The following is a 15359-nucleotide window of genomic DNA, read 5'->3' on the forward strand; positions in this document are numbered from 1 at the left end:
TTAGCCCATAAGCCCCGGATTAAGGATACCGCGCGGATCGAATTTCGCCCGTAGACCGGCTTGCAATGCGGCCAGCGGCGCGGGTTGCGGTTCAAACACCGGCACGGCCCGGCGCAGATCCTGCGATCCCCGGAACAATGTCGCATGTCCGCCCAGCGCCGCCACCTGTTGGCGAAGGGCCCCAGCCCCGGAAACACCAACCCCGGAAACACCGGCCTCCGGCATCAACAACCAGACCAATCCGCCGCCCCAGTCATAAATCGCCGTATGCGTGACACCCCGCTCTGCCAATCCAGCGGTCAGGACCGGTCCGTCGCTCGGCTTGACCGAAACGCGCCAAACCGCGCCCTCCCGCCCGGCAAAGGGCGTCACATCGCGCAGTTCACGCCACAATGCGGCACTTGCCGCGCCTTCGCGTGCCTCAAACCCGGTCAGGACGCCGTTTTGCAACCGCTCCGCACGATAAGAAACCGAGGCCGCCAATCCTTCGATCCGGACCAAGGTACGCGATGCACCCCCAGCCGCCCCGGCATCCAGATGCGCCGCGCCGGTCACCTCAAACGGCGTGCCAAGCGCGGCACACAGGCTGTGGACGCCGGATTCGGCATCCAATCCGTCACAGACCAGCGTCGTTTCCATTTCTGGCACCGGCATCACCTTGAACGACACCTCGCTGATCACCCCCAAGGTGCCCCAGGACCCCGACAACAATTTCACCAGATCATAGCCGGTGACATTCTTCATCACCCGGCCACCGTTTTTGACGATCTGGCCCATGCCATCGACAAACCGCACCCCCAACATGAAATCCCGCGCCGCGCCGGCCACAACCCGGCGTGACCCGCTGACGTTGGCCGCGACCACACCGCCCAGCGTCGGCACGCCCTCGGTGCCCAGCAAGCCGCGCCAATCCCCCGGCTCAAAGGCCAGCCTCTGACCCTCTGCGGCCAATGCCGCCTCAACGTCGGCCAAAGGCGTACCGGCCTCGGCCACCATGGTCAGCGCGCCCGGTTCATATAACGAAATCCCGGACAGCCCGCCGGTTTCCAGAATATCCCCTGCCACCGGACAGCCTACGGCGCGCGTCCCGCCGCCACAAATCCGCAGCGGCCCATCCGCCCCGGCAATCATCTCCGCCAATTCCGCTTCGCTTGTCGGTCGCATATCCAGATCTTCTTCTGTTCAAAAATATCTCGGGGGAGTCACCAAAGGTGACGGGGGCTGGCCCCCTTACTCTGCTGCCACATCCACAGCGCGGCGGGCCTCGGACACCTCCAGCGGAAACACCTTGGCCGGGTTCAACAACCAACCGGGATCAAACACATCCTTGACCGCCATCTGTGCCTCCAGATCCGCCGGAGCATATTGATGCCCCATCAAATCGCGCTTCTCGATGCCAACGCCGTGTTCGCCGGTCAGACAGCCACCCACCTCGACACAAAGCTTGAGGATATCCGCGCCAAACCGCTCGCACAGTTCCAGATCGCCGGGCTTGTTGGCGTTGAACAGGATCAGCGGGTGCATATTGCCATCCCCGGCATGAAAAACATTGGCGACATCCAGGCCATAGTCGCGGCTCAACTCGCCAATGCGCCGCAGCACCAAGGGCAGGGCGGTCACCGGGATGGTGCCATCCAGGCACATATAATCGTTGATCTGCCCCATCGCGCCAAAGGCGCTCTTGCGGCCCAGCCAAATGCGGCCGGCTTCATCCGCATCCTGCGCCTCGCGCAGCTCCAGCGGGTCATGTTTCCGGGCAATCGCCATGATCCGCGCCAGCTGATCGTCGATTTCGGCATCTGACCCCTCGACCTCGACGATCAACAGGGCCTCGCAATCGGGATAGCCCGCATGGGCAAAGGCCTCGCAGGCGCGAATACAGGGGCGGTCCATGAATTCGATCGCCACCGGCAGGATGCCCGCCCGGATGATATCGGACACACAGGCCCCCGCCACTTCGTTGCTGTCAAACGCCATCAGCACCGGCCGCGCCCCTTCGGGTTTTGGCAGGATGCGCAGGGTCGCTTCCGTCACGACGCCCAATTGCCCCTCGCTGCCACAGATCACCCCAAGCAGGTCCAGACCCGCCGCATCCATATGTGCGCCGCCAATTTCAACCACGCGGCCATCCATCAACACCAGTGTGACCCCCAGCAGGTTGTTGGTGGTCACGCCATATTTCAAACAATGCGCCCCGCCGGAATTCATCGCGATATTGCCCGCAATGGCACAGGCCAGCTGGCTCGACGGGTCGGGCGCATAGAAGAAGCCGTTCTCTTCGACGGCTCCGGTCACCGAAAGGTTGGTGCGCCCGGTCTGCACCCGGACAAAGCGGTTTTCGTAATCGGTGTCGAGCACCGCATTCATCCGCGCCACGCCCAAAATGACCGAATCCGCACTGGGAAGCGCGCCACCGGCCAGCGATGTGCCCGCCCCGCGCGGCACCACCGGCACCGACATCTCATGACAAATCCGCAACACATCGGACACCTCAGCGGTGCTCGACGGCAACACCGCCAGCATCGGCGCACAGCGATAGGCCGCCAGCGCATCACATTCATAGGCGCGCAGCTCCGCCGGGTCCGAAATCACCGCACCCTGCGGCAAACATTGCTGCAATTGCCGCACCAAGGCGGATTTCCGTGCCAGCCGCTCTGGCCGTGGATCAGGCATCTGCATTGCGTCCCTCCAAGATTGGTAAGAAAATATAACCAATTTCGGAAAATCATGCAAGCCGCGTCTGGCGCGCGGCAAAGAAAGTATACAAAGGCTTGAAGAAGCACCTCTTTCGCCGGGAAATTTTCCCGCCTAGGGTGCCCGAATGACATGGACTGATCGCCTTACTCTGTTTGAACCCCTCGACTACATCGCTGTTGCGGTCCTGATCGTGAGCTGGATTGCCATTGGATTGAGGATCGAAAATCCGGGCAAACATCCATCAGTTTCGACCTTGACCACCGAATACCGGCGCGAATGGATGAAACAGATGCTCACCCGCGATCCGCGCATCTTTGACAGCCAGATTCTGAGCATCCTTCGCCAAGGGACGGCATTCTTTGCGTCGACCTGCATGATTGCCATCGGCGGTGTGCTTGCATTGATCGGCAATGCCGAACGGCTGGCGGGTTTGGCACAGGATCTGACCCTGGAATCCGACCCGATTGTGGTCTGGGAATTGAAGCTGATTGCCGTCATCCTGCTGGCGATCAATGGCTTCCTCAGCTTTGTCTGGTCACACCGGCTTTTTGGCTATTGCGCTGTGGTCATGGCCGCGGTTCCCAACGACCCCAACCATCCCGCCGCCCCGACACGCGCGCACAAGGCGGCAGAGCTGAACATCTCTGGCGCACGGGCATATAACAGGGGATTACGATCAATTTACTTCGCGATGGCGGCCACGGCATGGCTTTTGGGGGCCATTCCGCTCATACTGGCGGTATTATTCACTCTGGCGGTTTTGTACCGGCGCGAATTTGCCTCGAACTCTCGCGAGGCGCTATTGCTGCCCGAAACCGGCCCTGAACCGAAACCGGCAAAACACCCGGAGATCTGATGTTTCGTTTTCTTCCGACCCTGGCCCTGCTCGTTTTTCCGGCTCTCTGCTTTCCTGCGGTGGCGATGGCGGGCGACCCTGAAATCGTCAAAGTCAAAGTGACCAAACCCGACATGGGCTGGCGTTTTGAGGTGACTGTGCGCCACGATGACGCCGGATGGGATCACTATGCCGACGCGTGGGAGGTGACCGACCTTGACGGCAAGCGGCTTGGCTATCGCAAATTGCACCACCCGCATGAGCATGAGCAACCGTTCACCCGCTCTTTGCGCGGCCTGATGATCCCGGATGGCATTCGCGTTGTGTTGGTGCGGGCACATTGTTCCGAACATGGCTGGTCCAGCAACCCGGTTGAGGTCAAACTGTCCCCATCCGGGCGCGGCAGCTACTAGCCGGTCGCCCGTTTCCCCGATTTCCGGTCATTTGATGCCATTGTCCGTAGCAAACAGCGCCGTTGCATCCGCGCTGTTCACCAATTTATTGGCACATCTGCCGGAAATAACGGCTGGTCAGATCAGAACGCGACCCTGTCGCCACCTTTCAGGTCAAGCATTTCGCGCGCTTCATCCGGTGTCGCGACCTCACATCCCAGCGCCTCGACGATCTTGCGAATTTTGGCCACTTGCTGGGCGTTGCTTTCCGCCAGTTTCCCGCGCGAGATAAACAAGCTGTCCTCAAGCCCGACACGCACATTGCCACCCATCTGGCTGGCGGTGGTGCCCAGCGACATCTGTGATCCGCCAGCGCCCAGAACCGACCAACGGTAATCGTCGCCAAACAGACGGTCAGCGGTGCGTTTCATGAAAATCAGGTTATCAATCTCGGGGCCGATACCGCCCAGAATGCCAAAGATGAACTGAATGAACACCGGCGCCTTGAACAGCCCGATATCCATACAGAATTTCAGGTTATAGAGATGGCCCACATCATAACATTCATGTTCGAACTTGATGTCATGCGGTGCCAGGGTTTCGGCCGCTTCCTTGATATCGCGAAAGGTGTTGCGGAAAATGTTGCCGTCGGAATTGGCGACATAGTCCTTTTCCCAATCAAATTTCCAATCATCTTCGTTGTAGCGTTTCGCCAACGGATGGAACGAGAAGTTCATGCTGCCCATGTTCATCGAGCACATTTCCGGGCTGAAGGTCTTGGCCGGAGTGATACGCTCCTGGATCGACAGTGTCAGCGAACCGCCGGTCGAAATATTCACCACCGCGTCGGTCGCTTGCTTGATCCGGGGCAGGAAAGGCGCGAAATCCTTTACATCAACCGACGGCGCGCCGGTTTCGTTGTTCCGCGCATGCAGGTGCAGGATGGACGCCCCGGCCTCTGCCGCTTCCATCGCCTGGGTTGCGATATCGTCATAGGTATAGGGCAGCGCGTCTGACATGGTTGGCGTATGGATTGCCCCGGTGATGGCGCAGGTGATGACCGTCTTTTTCTGGCGTGCCATGGATCAGGTTCCTTTGGTTTTGTCTGTGTTGGCCGGCGCAATGACGCGGTATCCCAGCGGAAAGAGTTGAAGATCGAAACGGCTGCGGATCAGACCCCAGATCCCTTTGGGCGCTTTCAGCATCATCACGATGGCCACCAACCCCAAAACGATCAGATAAATGGTGCCAAGGTCAGCAAGCGTTTCGCGCAGCGCGAAAAACACAAGCGTTCCGATGATCGGGCCCTCGATTGTGCCAATGCCGCCGATCACCACGATAAAGATCACAAAGGCAGTCCAGTCATTGACGCTAAAGGCGGCATCGGGCGAAATACGCAGCTTTTGCAGGAAGATCAGGGCGCCGATCATGGCCGTCAGCGCCGAGGTGACCACATAAACGGTGAATTTTGTGCGCCAGATGTCGATCCCGAGGCTGCCGGCCGCCAATTCATTGTCCCGGATTGCGGTCAGGGCAAGCCCCTTGCGCGAGCGCAGGAACAGATAAACAGCGCTGATGACCAAAACAGCCGCGCCCAGCGCCAGCCAATAGCTCAAGGATTCACGCATCGCGCGTTTCGAAGCGAGGGATTTCACGATCGCCACCGGCAGGGACGACCCCGAACCGCCCCCCAGTGACGAAATCTGGGCAAAGCCCAACCGAAAGACTTCGGCGATTACCCAGGTTCCGATGGCGAAATAGGCCCCGCGCAGACGGAAGATCAGCACAGCAACAGGCACCGAGATCAGCGCACCAAGCACACCGGCCATCGCAATGGCCGCAATCGGAGGCAGGCCTGCGAATATGGTCAGGGCAAACAGCATGTAGCCGCCAAATCCGACAAAGGCCTGCTGCCCAACTGAAACCAGCCCGGCATATCCCGCCATCAGGTTCCACAGTGACGCCAGCGCCAGATAAAGAAACATCTCGCCCAACAGGCGCATGTCGGCGCGCCCCGCCCACCATGGGGCCGCGATAAGCACAACAAGGACAAGCGCACCAAGGATCGCGGCCATGCGGGCGGCCCCGGAGGTTCGGGTGACGTGGTAATCCTGAATATTCATGCCGCGATCCTTGGGAAAAGGCCGTTGGGACGAACGGCGAGGATTAAGAGAAAGGCGATATGCCCGGCCAGAAGCTGCCAGCCGGGGTCGATTTTGGCGCCGATGGTCTGTGCCACGCCAAGAATGACACCCCCGGCCAATGTGCCCCAAAGATTGCCAAGCCCGCCGATGATCACGGCCTCGAAGCCAAAGATCAGACGCCCGCCGCCGATCGAGGGGTCAAAGCTGGTGCGGATGCCCAGAAGAATTCCGGCAATTGCGGTGACCCCAAGCGCCAGCGCCATGGCCAGCCCAAAGATATGCCGCCGGTTCAGCCCCATCAGCTGTGCGATATCCTGATTGTCGGATACGGCGCGAAAGGCACGGCCAAGCGCGGTGTGATAGAAGGTCCATTGCAGGCCCCAGATCACCAAGATGGCCACCGCAAAGGTCAGAACCGGCAGCACACCCAGCGTCAGCCCCCCGGCCGAAAAGCTGGCCGTTTCAAGCGCCCCGGCAGCCATCTTCTGGGGGTCGGCGGAATAGACTTCGAGCAGGGCATTCTGAAGGATCACGCTTAGCCCGAAAGTGACCAGAAGCGGTGGCAAAAGGTCATCCCCGAGGGTTTTGTTCAGCAACCCGCGTTGCAGCGCATATCCGATCAGCGCCATGGTCGGCACGACCAGAACCAAGGCCAGCAAGGGATGCAGACCGGTGGCGGTGGTGACAGTCAGCCCCAGATAGGCGGCCAGAACGATCAGATCGCCATGGGCAATGTTGACCAGACGCATCACACCAAAGATCAGCGACAACCCCGCCGCAAACAGGGCATAGAGACCGCCAAGCAGGGTGCCTTGTACAATTGCATTCAGCCAGTCCATGTCATTCTATCCCGAAATAGGCGCGAGAGATGTCATCGCGCGAAACCTTGTCCGCGTCGCCTTCCAGCGACACACGACCCTCTTGCAGGCAATACACCCGGCTGCTGACGGACAGCGCCTTGGTGATGTCCTGTTCGACAATGATGGCGCTCATGCCCTCGCCGATGATGCCCGGCAGGGCGTCGTAGATGTCCTTGATGATGATCGGGGCCAGCCCGAGGCTGATCTCGTCAAACAGGATCAGATCGGGGTTCGCCATAAGCGCACGGCCAATGGCCACCATCTGCTGTTGCCCGCCAGAGAGCGAGGTCGAGGCCTGATCCTTGCGTTCTTCGAGGATCGGAAACAGCTTGTAGACCGCGTGAATGTCCCAGGGCCCCTTGCGCCCGACCTGTGCGCCAATCATCAGGTTTTCCCGCACCGACAGCGATGGAAAAAGCTGCCGCCCCTCCGGCACCATCGCCAGCCCCCGCGCGGCGACCTCGTCTGCCCGCAGACGGCTGATGTCCGTGCCGTAATATTTGATCTGGCCAGGACCGTTGCGCAAAAGCCCGGTGATTGACCGCATCAGGGTGGTTTTCCCCGCGCCATTTGCGCCGATGATGGCCAGGATTTCGCCTTCGGAAACGGCCATGTCGACGCCATAAAGCGCCTGAAAATCCCCGTAATGGGCATCAAGCCCCTGCATCTGAAGAATGGGTTCAGGCATCGGCTTCAATCCCCAGATAGATTTCTTTGACTTCCGGGCTGTCCATGATCGCCTGTGGGTCGCCCTCGGCAATCTTTCTGCCGAAGTCGATCACGATCAGCCGGTCGACCACGGCAAGCAGCGCATGCACCACATGTTCGATCCAGATGATGGTCACGCCCGAGGCATGGATGTCCTTGATGGTCTGAACCAGCGACCGGCACTCGGCCTCGGTCAGCCCACCGGCGATTTCGTCAAGCAACAGCAACTTTGGCTTCGCACAGAGCGCCCGCGTAAGTTCCAGCCGCTTGCGCCCCAGCAACGTCAGACCGCCGGCCATGGTATTGGCCTTTGACAAAAGCTCGGTCTTTTCCAGAACCTCAAGGCAAAGCCGCTCTGCTTCTGGGCCGCGCAGGCCAGCCGATTGGGTGGCCGCAATCATCGCATTTTCAAACACGGTCATATTGGAAAACGGCTGTGGCACCTGAAAGGATCGCGCAATGCCGGAATGGCTGCGCTTTGCCGCGCTCCAGCCGGTGACGTTCTGCCCGGCAAATTCCACGGTCCCGGCATCGGGTGACACGGTTCCGGTGATCAGGTTGAACATCGACGTCTTGCCAGCCCCGTTCGGGCCGATCACGCCCAGTGCTTCGCCTTCGGCCACTTCATAGCTTTGCCCATCGGCAACCTTTACGGCGCCGTAAGCTTTGCAAAGGTTGTCGAGTTTCAGAATGGTGTTCATTCTAGTCCCCTTGGGTGGTGAGCGGTGCAACCGCACCGCTCATACGCATCAGCCAAGCAATTTCAGATCGCCGGTCAACGGAATGTCCGGCGTCGCCGAATTGGCCACGATCTTCAGATCAAAGGAGTCGCCCTCTTTTTGCCATTGGCCAGCAACCAACGGCGTCTTGGTGACATTGTTGATCGGGCCATTTGCCCAGTTCACATTGCCAACAATGGTGTCGAGGTTGGTTCCGGCGATGGCCGCGACGATGGCCTCGGGATCTTCCAGATCTTCGGACCGCTTCATTACATCTGCCACCACTTCGAACAGCGCGTGTTTGAAGCCGATCGGCTGGGTCCAGGGGCGGCCGGAAGCGGCAGAATAGCCTTCGGCCAGTGCCTTGGACGATGCCCCCGACAACGAGGACGAGAAGGGATGGTTTGGGGACCACCAAACCTCGGACGACAGACCGTCGCCCCGATCCCCAAGCGATTCAATCACCGACGGGAACAACAGCGCCTTGCCGATTGTCACAACTTTGGGGGTGAACCCCTGTTGCGCGGCCTGGCTCCAGAAGGTCGCAAAATCGGGGGCGATCATATTGCCTGTGACAATCTCGCAGCCCGCCGATTTGAATGCGGCGATCTGGTTCGAAAAATCATCCGACGGCGGCTGATAACGGCCCGGATCAACAAGGTCATAGCCCGCTGCGGCCAGCGGCGTGGGCAGGCCCAGCTCTGGATGGCCCCAGGCGTTGCCGTCCGCGTCGTTCGGAAACAGCCCGCCGACGGTCTTGGCCGCGCCCGATTGCCCCCACATATCAAGGAACGCGCCGATCACGTCCTCAAGCCCCCAGAAGAAATGATAGGTCGAGGCGAACCCCTCTCCCGGGACACCATTGCGGCCAAAGAAATAAGGCTGCCATGGGCAATCGGTGGTGATGCAGGGCACTTCGTTCACTTCGGCCTGATCGCTGACCGGGTTGACCGTATCCGGGGTCGAGGCGGCGACGATAATATCGACCTCATCCCCCAGGATCAGGTCTGCGGCCACTTCGGCAGCCCGGTTCGGGTTCGACTGGCTGTCCTTCGAGATGATCTCGACATTCCAGCTTTTGCCGTTGTTTTCGATGCCGCCCGCAAACACCTTTTCGATGCCTGCCAGCACATAATCATCGGCCTCGGCAAATCCTGCCAGGGGTCCGGTGCGGGGGCTGACGTGGCCGATGCGCAACGTGGGGTTGGCGGCATAGGCGCGCGTGGCGCTCAGCAATGCCGGGGTGGCCAATGCGGCTGCGGCCCCTCCCAGGAAACCGCGCCGGGTTGGGCGTTGTTTGATGATCTTTGACATTTCTTCCTCCCTTTCATCGGCTTTTCGCCGACCAATCGTTTAATCGTCGAGAATGGTCCCCAATTTGTTCAGATGGCTGGCAACACGCGCACGCACGGCATCAGCGTCTTCTTTGGTCCATTTCCGAAAACCTTCGCCCGATTTCATCCCCAGGCGCCCGTCTTCGACGAGCTTTGCAAGATAGGGTGACGGTCCTTTGCGGCTTTCGAGGTCGTGCAGAACGTTTTCGTGGATATCGAGCGTCAGGTCGGTGCCAACCAGATCGGCGTTTTCCAACGGGCCAAGAACGGCAAGGCGGCGACCAAAACAGGACTTTACCACCGTATCGACATCTTCTGCTTCGCAGATCCCGTTTTCGACCAGGCTCACGGCCTCGCGCCAGAGGGCGTGCTGCAACCGGTTTCCGATGAACCCGGGCACGTCTTTTTCGACCATCACCGGCGTTTTGCCGGCATCCGCCAGCAGATCAAAGATGGTCTTTGCAACGGTGGGGTCGGTCCATTCGGTTTTGACCACCTCGACCAAGGGGATCATATGCGGCGGATTCCACCAATGGGTGCCCACAGCGCGGTTTTTCAACCGCAGCTTCGACATGATCTGCGTGATCGGCATGACAGATGTGTTCGACGCCAGGATACAGCTGTCTGGCGCGTGCTGCTCAACTTCGGCAAAGATCTGTTGCTTCAGCGCCAGCTTTTCCGGCGCAGCTTCGAACACGACATCCGCCTGCCGCACCGCACCCGCGGTCGAGTTGAACACCTCGATCATCTTCATTGCCTTGGCGGCGGTCTTTTCGTCGTCGCCCATGGCCTCCATACTCTGAAGGATGCGATCGACAACCGATGCGCGGGCCTCTTCGAAAGGATCGGTGATGGCCACATATTGCCCGGCCTTGGCCAGGGTCAGCGCAATGCCATGCCCCATAAGGCCGGCACCGATCACCGCGATCTGCTGTTTCTTGGCAACCATGCTTCAACCCGCCGTATAGCCACCGTCAGCATACAGAATATGCCCGGTGTAAAAATCAGAGGCTTTTGAGGCCAGGAACAACAAGGGGCCGGCGAGGTCTTCTGGTTCGCCAAGACGGCCCTTGGGCACACGGGCCAGAAAACCATCCCTGACCTTCTTTGCCTCGTCCGTGTCGGCGAACATCCAGGCGGTCAAAGGCGACCGGAACACGGTCGGCGCGATGGCATTCACGGTGATGCCGGACGGCCCCAATTCACATCCCAACGCCTTTGTCAGACCGTCGGTCGCGGCCTTGGACGCGCAATAGGCGGTATAGCCGGCCGGATGCCCCAAAAGCCCCCTTGCAGAGGAGACCAGAACAATCTTGCCGCTGCCCTGCTGTTTCATCTGTCCGGCGGCGGCACGGGACAACAGCCAGGTTTGATTGACGTTGGCATCCATGACCGATTGAAAGGTTTCGGGCGTCATGTCGTTGATCAGCGCGACTTTGTTCATCCCCGAGGCCACCACCAGAATATCCAACCGGCCATAAGCTTCGACCGCCTGGGCGACCAACCCGTTACAGATGTCTTCATCCGTGGGGCGGGTGTTGATGGCGGTCACCTCTGCGCCCATGCTGCGGCATTCGTCGGCAATCTCGTCCAGTGCGGTCTGGTTGCCCGCAACCAGCACCAGCTTGCAGCCGGCACCGGCCAGAATGCGCGCCGCGACCATCCCAAATGCGCCAGAGGCCCCGGTGATCAAGGCGGTGTTGTCTTTGACGTCGAACATGGACAGTGGGTTTTGCATGACATTCATAAGTCAGGCCTCCGCAGGATAGGGGATGACAACCAGCATCTTGCTGGTCAGGTTCGTCCGGTTTTCCAAAAGGCGGATTTCGCCGGCTGGAATGGTGCAGCTGTCCAATGGGCCCAGAACGGTCGCTTCGCCGTCGATGGTCACTGTCATCTCGCCCTCGAGCACGACGTAAACCTTTTCGAACGGTGTGGAATCCGGCCCCGCGCCGCCACCGGGAAGGAATTGACTGAACCCAACCCATTGGTTGGTTGGCCCGCCTTCCTCAAACCCCTGCAATCGAAGTCCGTGACAGCCGAAATGATTTGCGGCCTCATAAGGCTGGGCATCGTGAAAGCGTTTAAGGTGCATGGAAATCTCCTCGGGCGTGTCGGAAGTGGGGCTGAAAATGGCCGCCGGTCCCCCGGCGACCAGTCAGGGAGGATCAGAAGTCGGCGCCATCGTCGATGCGGAAGCCCTGGCTCTTGTCCATCATCGCCACGAGACGAATGATGCAGCCGTCGCCGCGGTCCCAGTTCCAGGGGAAGAACGCAAAGGTACAGCGCTTGCCGGTCACGGCATCAAGGTCACCGCCGACGTTTTCAATGCCCAGAATACCGTTTTTGAACAGGATGTTATGGACCGGCTCCCATTCTGGAAAGGCGACGTCCCACGGAATGCCGCCGGACCATTCGAGGTATTCCTTCTCCAGATGCGGCAACAGCGGGCCGTTTCGCTGTGGGCCGATGGCGGTGGCCAGCGGGTGGTCATTGGCCTGGGTGTCGTGGCCGACAACCTTGATGCCCTTTTCCACCATCCACTCTGCCGCTGACGGCACCAGCCCGGGGCAATAGGCAAAGTAGTCACCATCCTCATAGTCATGGTGCCAGCCGGTGTTGATGATCAGAACGTCACCCTTGCGGATCGCGTGACCACAGGCTTTTTCCAAGTCATCTGCGGTGATCTGTTCCCATTTCTTCTTTGGGATCGAAACAACCAGCCCGGTGCCAAAGAAATGCGGCAGCGGCACTTCGTCGATGAACGGCGTGCCCTGCACCACATGCGCCGGGGCGTCGATATGGGTGGTGGCGTGCATCGTGGTGGTGATGCGTTGGCTCAGCACACCGGATTTCGCCATGTAGTGGATGCGCTCGATCTTGGTGTCCTGAAAATAAGGCCAGTTCGGGTTCTGGAACCCAAAGCGGTGGCTGAGATTGTAGAACTCCAGTCCCATGTCGTTGTCGGTGTTCGATTGGAACTCGATGCCACGGATTTCAACCATTGGACACATCTCCTCTGTTCGCCGGAATCCCGGCGTTTTCGATTTTAAACTGTCAGGATGGCTCCTCCACCTGTCCCGCATATTGATGCACGTGCACCGCATTGCGGTCAATAAAAATATTCACGATGCGGTTGACATGTATCGCATAGTGGGACACTGATTGAGCAATCACATCCCGCAACCCGCGCCGCAATTACCGATGGGGACACCCTGTATATGTCTGAAGACAAGACGAAAAATGATAGATCCGGCATCCAGGTGATCGCCCGCGCGGCCTCGATACTCCGGGTGTTGAAGGATGCTCAATCGGGTATGAGCTTGGGGAAAATTGCCGAGCTCGCCGATTTGCCCCGCTCTACGGTACAGAGAATCACCGGCGCATTGGCAGAGGAAAACTTTGTCATCAGCGATATGCAGGGGGGTGGGCTGCGGCTGGGTCCAGAGCTCAGCACGCTGGCGGGGGCGGCGCATTACAACATCGTCGAACATTGCCGTCTGCTCTTGACCGAACTGACACAGAAAACAGGAGAAACGACTGATCTGGCGGTCATGCGCGGCATCGGCATGGTGTTCCTGGATCAGGTGCCGGGAACGCATCGGCTGACCACGGTTTCCAAGGTTGGCGAGGTTTTTCCCCTGACCACAACGGCCAATGGCAAAGCCTGCCTTGCGATGATGGATCAGGAAGACGCCATCAAGCTGATCCGCAATGAATGGGATCGCAATGGGGTGACACAGGATCTGGCGCAGTTTCTTGCCCAGCTTGAAGAGATCCAGAACTGTGGCCTGGCCTATGACCTTGACGAACATGCCTCTGGTGTTTCGGCTATTGGATTTGCCTTCCGGGATTGGGGCGGCGACCTGCATGCCATATCGGTTCCGGTGCCATCAACGCGTTTTGGCGACCAAATGAAGACGATTGAAAATGCGCTTATCGACACCAGCGCCAACATTCAGCGCACATTCGAGTAGCTTCTGCGAGCAACTTTAACCGGCAATACCCATCAAGGGCCGCGCGCCGCAAGGCTTTGCTGGTCAAATCTTCTTGCCGCTGTCATGCTGGCCGCTGTCACCCGGCAGATTTGGCCGGGGCCCGCCCTGGAGAGATTGACATGACACGATTGACGCGACGGGGATTGCTGCGCAAGGGGGCCGCCGCCGGTGTGCTTGCGGCGTCTGGCCTGTCGTTGCAGGCGGAAACCCGGCGTGGCGGGCGGCTTCGGGTTGGGCTGGCGGGCGCGGATCCGACCGATGGCTGGGACGGGCGGCGCCACAACGACATCTTCATGCAGGCCGCAGGGCAGGGCGCGGTGTTTGACACCCTGACCGAGGTGCGCGCCGACGGCACATTGGTTGGCGAACTGGCCGAAAGCTGGGAGGCCAGCACAGATGCCCGCAGCTGGATCTTCAATCTGCGCCGGGGCGTGACGTTCCATAACGGCAAGCCATTTGGCGCCGATGATGTCATTCAATCGCTGCAATTGCATGTTGCGCCGGGATCGGATTCCGCAGCGCGACCCATTGTTGCGGCGATGACCGAGATCAAGAAACTGGGCAGCCATCAGGTGCAGTTTACCCTGGCGACCGGCAATGCCGATCTGCCGTATCTCCTTTCAGATTATCACCTGCTGATTTATCCGGCGGGCCAAATCGACTTGGCGATGGCGCAGGGTATTGGCACCGGATTGTATCGGGCGGTGCGGTTCGAACCCGGCGTGCGGTTCATCGGAAAACGCGTGGACAGCCATTACAAGGACGGCAAGGCCGGTTGGTTTGATGAGGTCGAGTTCATTGCGCTGAACGATGCGCGGGCGCGGATGCATGCGCTTGAGTCCGGTCAGGTTGATGCGATCAACCGTGTCGATCTGGCGGATACGGCGCGCGTGTCAAATAACCCGGCGCTGCGATTGATCGAAACCACCGGCAATCGGCATTTCACCTTTCCCATGCGCAGCGGCAGCGCGCCGTTTGATGATGTCAATCTGCGCCGGGCGTTGAAATATGGGATTGATCGCCAGGACATGGTGGATCGCGTGCTGTTGGGGCATGGCCATATTGGCAACGACAGCCCGATTGGCCCGGCAAATCAGTATTTCGCGGCTGATCTGGCGCAATTGCCGTATGATCCGGACAAGGCGGCCTTTTATCTGGCCAAGGCCGGATTGACCTCGCTGAATATCGACCTGACGGTGTCGACGGCGGCTTTTGACGGCGCGGTTGATGCGGCGCGGCTCTATCAGGGGGCGGCGCGGTCGGCGGGCATACATATCAATGTGGTGGATCATCCGCCAACGGCCTATTGGGCGCAGGTCTGGCGGAACACGCCGTTCTGTGCCGGGGCCTGGTCGGGGCGCGCAACGGAGGATTGGATGTTCGCGACCGCCTATGCATCTGGCGCGCCGTGGAATGAAAGCCAGTGGGAAGACAAACGTTTTCAACAGCTTCTACTGGCCGCTCGGTCCGAGATCGACAGTGGCAAGCGCAATGCGATGTATGGCGAGATGCAGATGATGCTGCGCGACGATGGTGGGGTTGTGATCCCGATGTTTGCCAATTGGGTAGAGGCGGTGTCCAGCCGGATCACCACGCCGGACCGCATTGGCGGTCTCTGGGGGATGGACAATGCCCGGATGGCGGAACGCTGGTCGGCGGTGTAACGCGCCGA

16 protein-coding genes are annotated in these 15359 nt (G+C 59.8%); 4 read left to right on the top strand and 12 right to left on the bottom strand.

The window, feature by feature from the left end; all coding sequences use genetic code 11:
* Together Q4577_RS11185 and Q4577_RS11190 are read right to left on the bottom strand one after the other, a co-directional pair.
* Window positions 1–1164, bottom strand: coding sequence for an FAD-binding protein (locus Q4577_RS11185; RefSeq protein ID WP_303468039.1), 1164 nt, complete (start codon window positions 1162–1164; stop codon window positions 1–3).
* 66 nt (window positions 1165–1230) lie between these two features.
* A complete protein-coding gene (locus Q4577_RS11190; protein WP_244691795.1) occupies window positions 1231–2679 on the bottom strand; it encodes an FAD-linked oxidase C-terminal domain-containing protein in 1449 nt (482 codons plus the stop codon).
* Window positions 2680–2821: 142 nt separating this feature from the next.
* Between Q4577_RS11190 and Q4577_RS11195 the strand changes: the two genes are divergently transcribed.
* Both Q4577_RS11195 and Q4577_RS11200 read left to right on the top strand, forming a co-directional pair.
* Window positions 2822–3553: a DUF599 domain-containing protein gene (locus tag Q4577_RS11195; RefSeq protein WP_244691797.1), complete on the top strand. Its 732-nt coding sequence runs from the start codon at window positions 2822–2824 to the stop codon at window positions 3551–3553.
* Window positions 3553–3945 (top strand): hypothetical protein, encoded by a 393-nt coding sequence (locus Q4577_RS11200; protein ID WP_303468040.1) that lies wholly within the window; start codon window positions 3553–3555, stop codon window positions 3943–3945. The genes Q4577_RS11195 and Q4577_RS11200 overlap by 1 nt, the downstream gene beginning before the upstream one ends.
* A gap of 122 nt (window positions 3946–4067) precedes the next feature.
* On the opposite strand, the gene Q4577_RS11205 is transcribed toward Q4577_RS11200, so the two are convergent.
* From Q4577_RS11205 to Q4577_RS11250, 10 genes are all read right to left on the bottom strand, one after another.
* Window positions 4068–5006, bottom strand: a complete 939-nt coding sequence (locus Q4577_RS11205) for a 3-keto-5-aminohexanoate cleavage protein (protein ID WP_303468041.1) — start codon at window positions 5004–5006, stop codon at window positions 4068–4070.
* A gap of 3 nt (window positions 5007–5009) precedes the next feature.
* Entirely contained in the window at window positions 5010–6047 is a 1038-nt protein-coding gene (locus tag Q4577_RS11210; protein WP_303468043.1) for a branched-chain amino acid ABC transporter permease, read from the bottom strand.
* On the bottom strand, window positions 6044–6907 hold the full coding sequence (locus tag Q4577_RS11215) for a branched-chain amino acid ABC transporter permease (RefSeq protein WP_303468044.1): 864 nt from the start codon (window positions 6905–6907) through the stop codon (window positions 6044–6046). The genes Q4577_RS11210 and Q4577_RS11215 overlap by 4 nt, the downstream gene beginning before the upstream one ends.
* Before the next feature lies 1 nt (window position 6908).
* On the bottom strand, window positions 6909–7616 hold the full coding sequence (locus Q4577_RS11220) for an ABC transporter ATP-binding protein (protein WP_303468045.1): 708 nt from the start codon (window positions 7614–7616) through the stop codon (window positions 6909–6911).
* Window positions 7609–8337, bottom strand: coding sequence for an ABC transporter ATP-binding protein (locus Q4577_RS11225; protein ID WP_303468046.1), 729 nt, complete (start codon window positions 8335–8337; stop codon window positions 7609–7611). The genes Q4577_RS11220 and Q4577_RS11225 overlap by 8 nt, the downstream gene beginning before the upstream one ends.
* 48 nt (window positions 8338–8385) lie before the next feature.
* Window positions 8386–9669, bottom strand: a complete 1284-nt coding sequence (locus Q4577_RS11230; protein WP_303468047.1) for an ABC transporter substrate-binding protein — start codon at window positions 9667–9669, stop codon at window positions 8386–8388.
* A 39-nt stretch (window positions 9670–9708) separates the two neighbouring features.
* A complete protein-coding gene (locus Q4577_RS11235) occupies window positions 9709–10638 on the bottom strand; it encodes a 3-hydroxyacyl-CoA dehydrogenase family protein (protein ID WP_244691815.1) in 930 nt (309 codons plus the stop codon).
* A gap of 3 nt (window positions 10639–10641) precedes the next feature.
* Entirely contained in the window at window positions 10642–11436 is a 795-nt protein-coding gene (locus tag Q4577_RS11240; protein ID WP_303468048.1) for an SDR family NAD(P)-dependent oxidoreductase, read from the bottom strand.
* 3 nt (window positions 11437–11439) lie between these two features.
* A complete protein-coding gene (locus Q4577_RS11245; protein ID WP_244691819.1) occupies window positions 11440–11784 on the bottom strand; it encodes a cupin domain-containing protein in 345 nt (114 codons plus the stop codon).
* A 73-nt stretch (window positions 11785–11857) separates the two neighbouring features.
* Complete coding sequence (locus Q4577_RS11250) at window positions 11858–12694, bottom strand: cyclase family protein (RefSeq protein ID WP_303468050.1); 837 nt, start codon at window positions 12692–12694, stop codon at window positions 11858–11860.
* A gap of 216 nt (window positions 12695–12910) precedes the next feature.
* Between Q4577_RS11250 and Q4577_RS11255 the strand changes: the two genes are divergently transcribed.
* Both Q4577_RS11255 and Q4577_RS11260 read left to right on the top strand, forming a co-directional pair.
* Window positions 12911–13666 carry an IclR family transcriptional regulator gene (locus tag Q4577_RS11255; protein WP_303468052.1) on the top strand — a complete coding sequence of 252 codons (756 nt, stop codon included), beginning with the start codon at window positions 12911–12913 and terminating at the stop codon, window positions 13664–13666.
* A 140-nt stretch (window positions 13667–13806) separates the two neighbouring features.
* Window positions 13807–15351, top strand: coding sequence for an ABC transporter substrate-binding protein (locus Q4577_RS11260; protein WP_303468054.1), 1545 nt, complete (start codon window positions 13807–13809; stop codon window positions 15349–15351).
* Window positions 15352–15359 lie beyond the last annotated feature (8 nt).

It is taken from the genome of Marinovum sp. 2_MG-2023 (assembly GCF_030548265.1).
GTDB lineage: Bacteria > Pseudomonadota > Alphaproteobacteria > Rhodobacterales > Rhodobacteraceae > Marinovum.

Coding starts and splice junctions, on each gene's coding strand:
- Q4577_RS11185 (WP_303468039.1), bottom strand. CDS start 1,164: ATGCGACCGACAAGCGAAGCGGAATTGGCGGAGATGATTGCCGGGGCG.
- Q4577_RS11190 (WP_244691795.1), bottom strand. CDS start 2,679: ATGCAGATGCCTGATCCACGGCCAGAGCGGCTGGCACGGAAATCCGCC.
- Q4577_RS11195 (WP_244691797.1), top strand. CDS start 2,822: ATGACATGGACTGATCGCCTTACTCTGTTTGAACCCCTCGACTACATC.
- Q4577_RS11200 (WP_303468040.1), top strand. CDS start 3,553: ATGTTTCGTTTTCTTCCGACCCTGGCCCTGCTCGTTTTTCCGGCTCTC.
- Q4577_RS11205 (WP_303468041.1), bottom strand. CDS start 5,006: ATGGCACGCCAGAAAAAGACGGTCATCACCTGCGCCATCACCGGGGCA.
- Q4577_RS11210 (WP_303468043.1), bottom strand. CDS start 6,047: ATGAATATTCAGGATTACCACGTCACCCGAACCTCCGGGGCCGCCCGC.
- Q4577_RS11215 (WP_303468044.1), bottom strand. CDS start 6,907: ATGGACTGGCTGAATGCAATTGTACAAGGCACCCTGCTTGGCGGTCTC.
- Q4577_RS11220 (WP_303468045.1), bottom strand. CDS start 7,616: ATGCCTGAACCCATTCTTCAGATGCAGGGGCTTGATGCCCATTACGGG.
- Q4577_RS11225 (WP_303468046.1), bottom strand. CDS start 8,337: ATGAACACCATTCTGAAACTCGACAACCTTTGCAAAGCTTACGGCGCC.
- Q4577_RS11230 (WP_303468047.1), bottom strand. CDS start 9,669: ATGTCAAAGATCATCAAACAACGCCCAACCCGGCGCGGTTTCCTGGGA.
- Q4577_RS11235 (WP_244691815.1), bottom strand. CDS start 10,638: ATGGTTGCCAAGAAACAGCAGATCGCGGTGATCGGTGCCGGCCTTATG.
- Q4577_RS11240 (WP_303468048.1), bottom strand. CDS start 11,436: ATGAATGTCATGCAAAACCCACTGTCCATGTTCGACGTCAAAGACAAC.
- Q4577_RS11245 (WP_244691819.1), bottom strand. CDS start 11,784: ATGCACCTTAAACGCTTTCACGATGCCCAGCCTTATGAGGCCGCAAAT.
- Q4577_RS11250 (WP_303468050.1), bottom strand. CDS start 12,694: ATGGTTGAAATCCGTGGCATCGAGTTCCAATCGAACACCGACAACGAC.
- Q4577_RS11255 (WP_303468052.1), top strand. CDS start 12,911: ATGTCTGAAGACAAGACGAAAAATGATAGATCCGGCATCCAGGTGATC.
- Q4577_RS11260 (WP_303468054.1), top strand. CDS start 13,807: ATGACACGATTGACGCGACGGGGATTGCTGCGCAAGGGGGCCGCCGCC.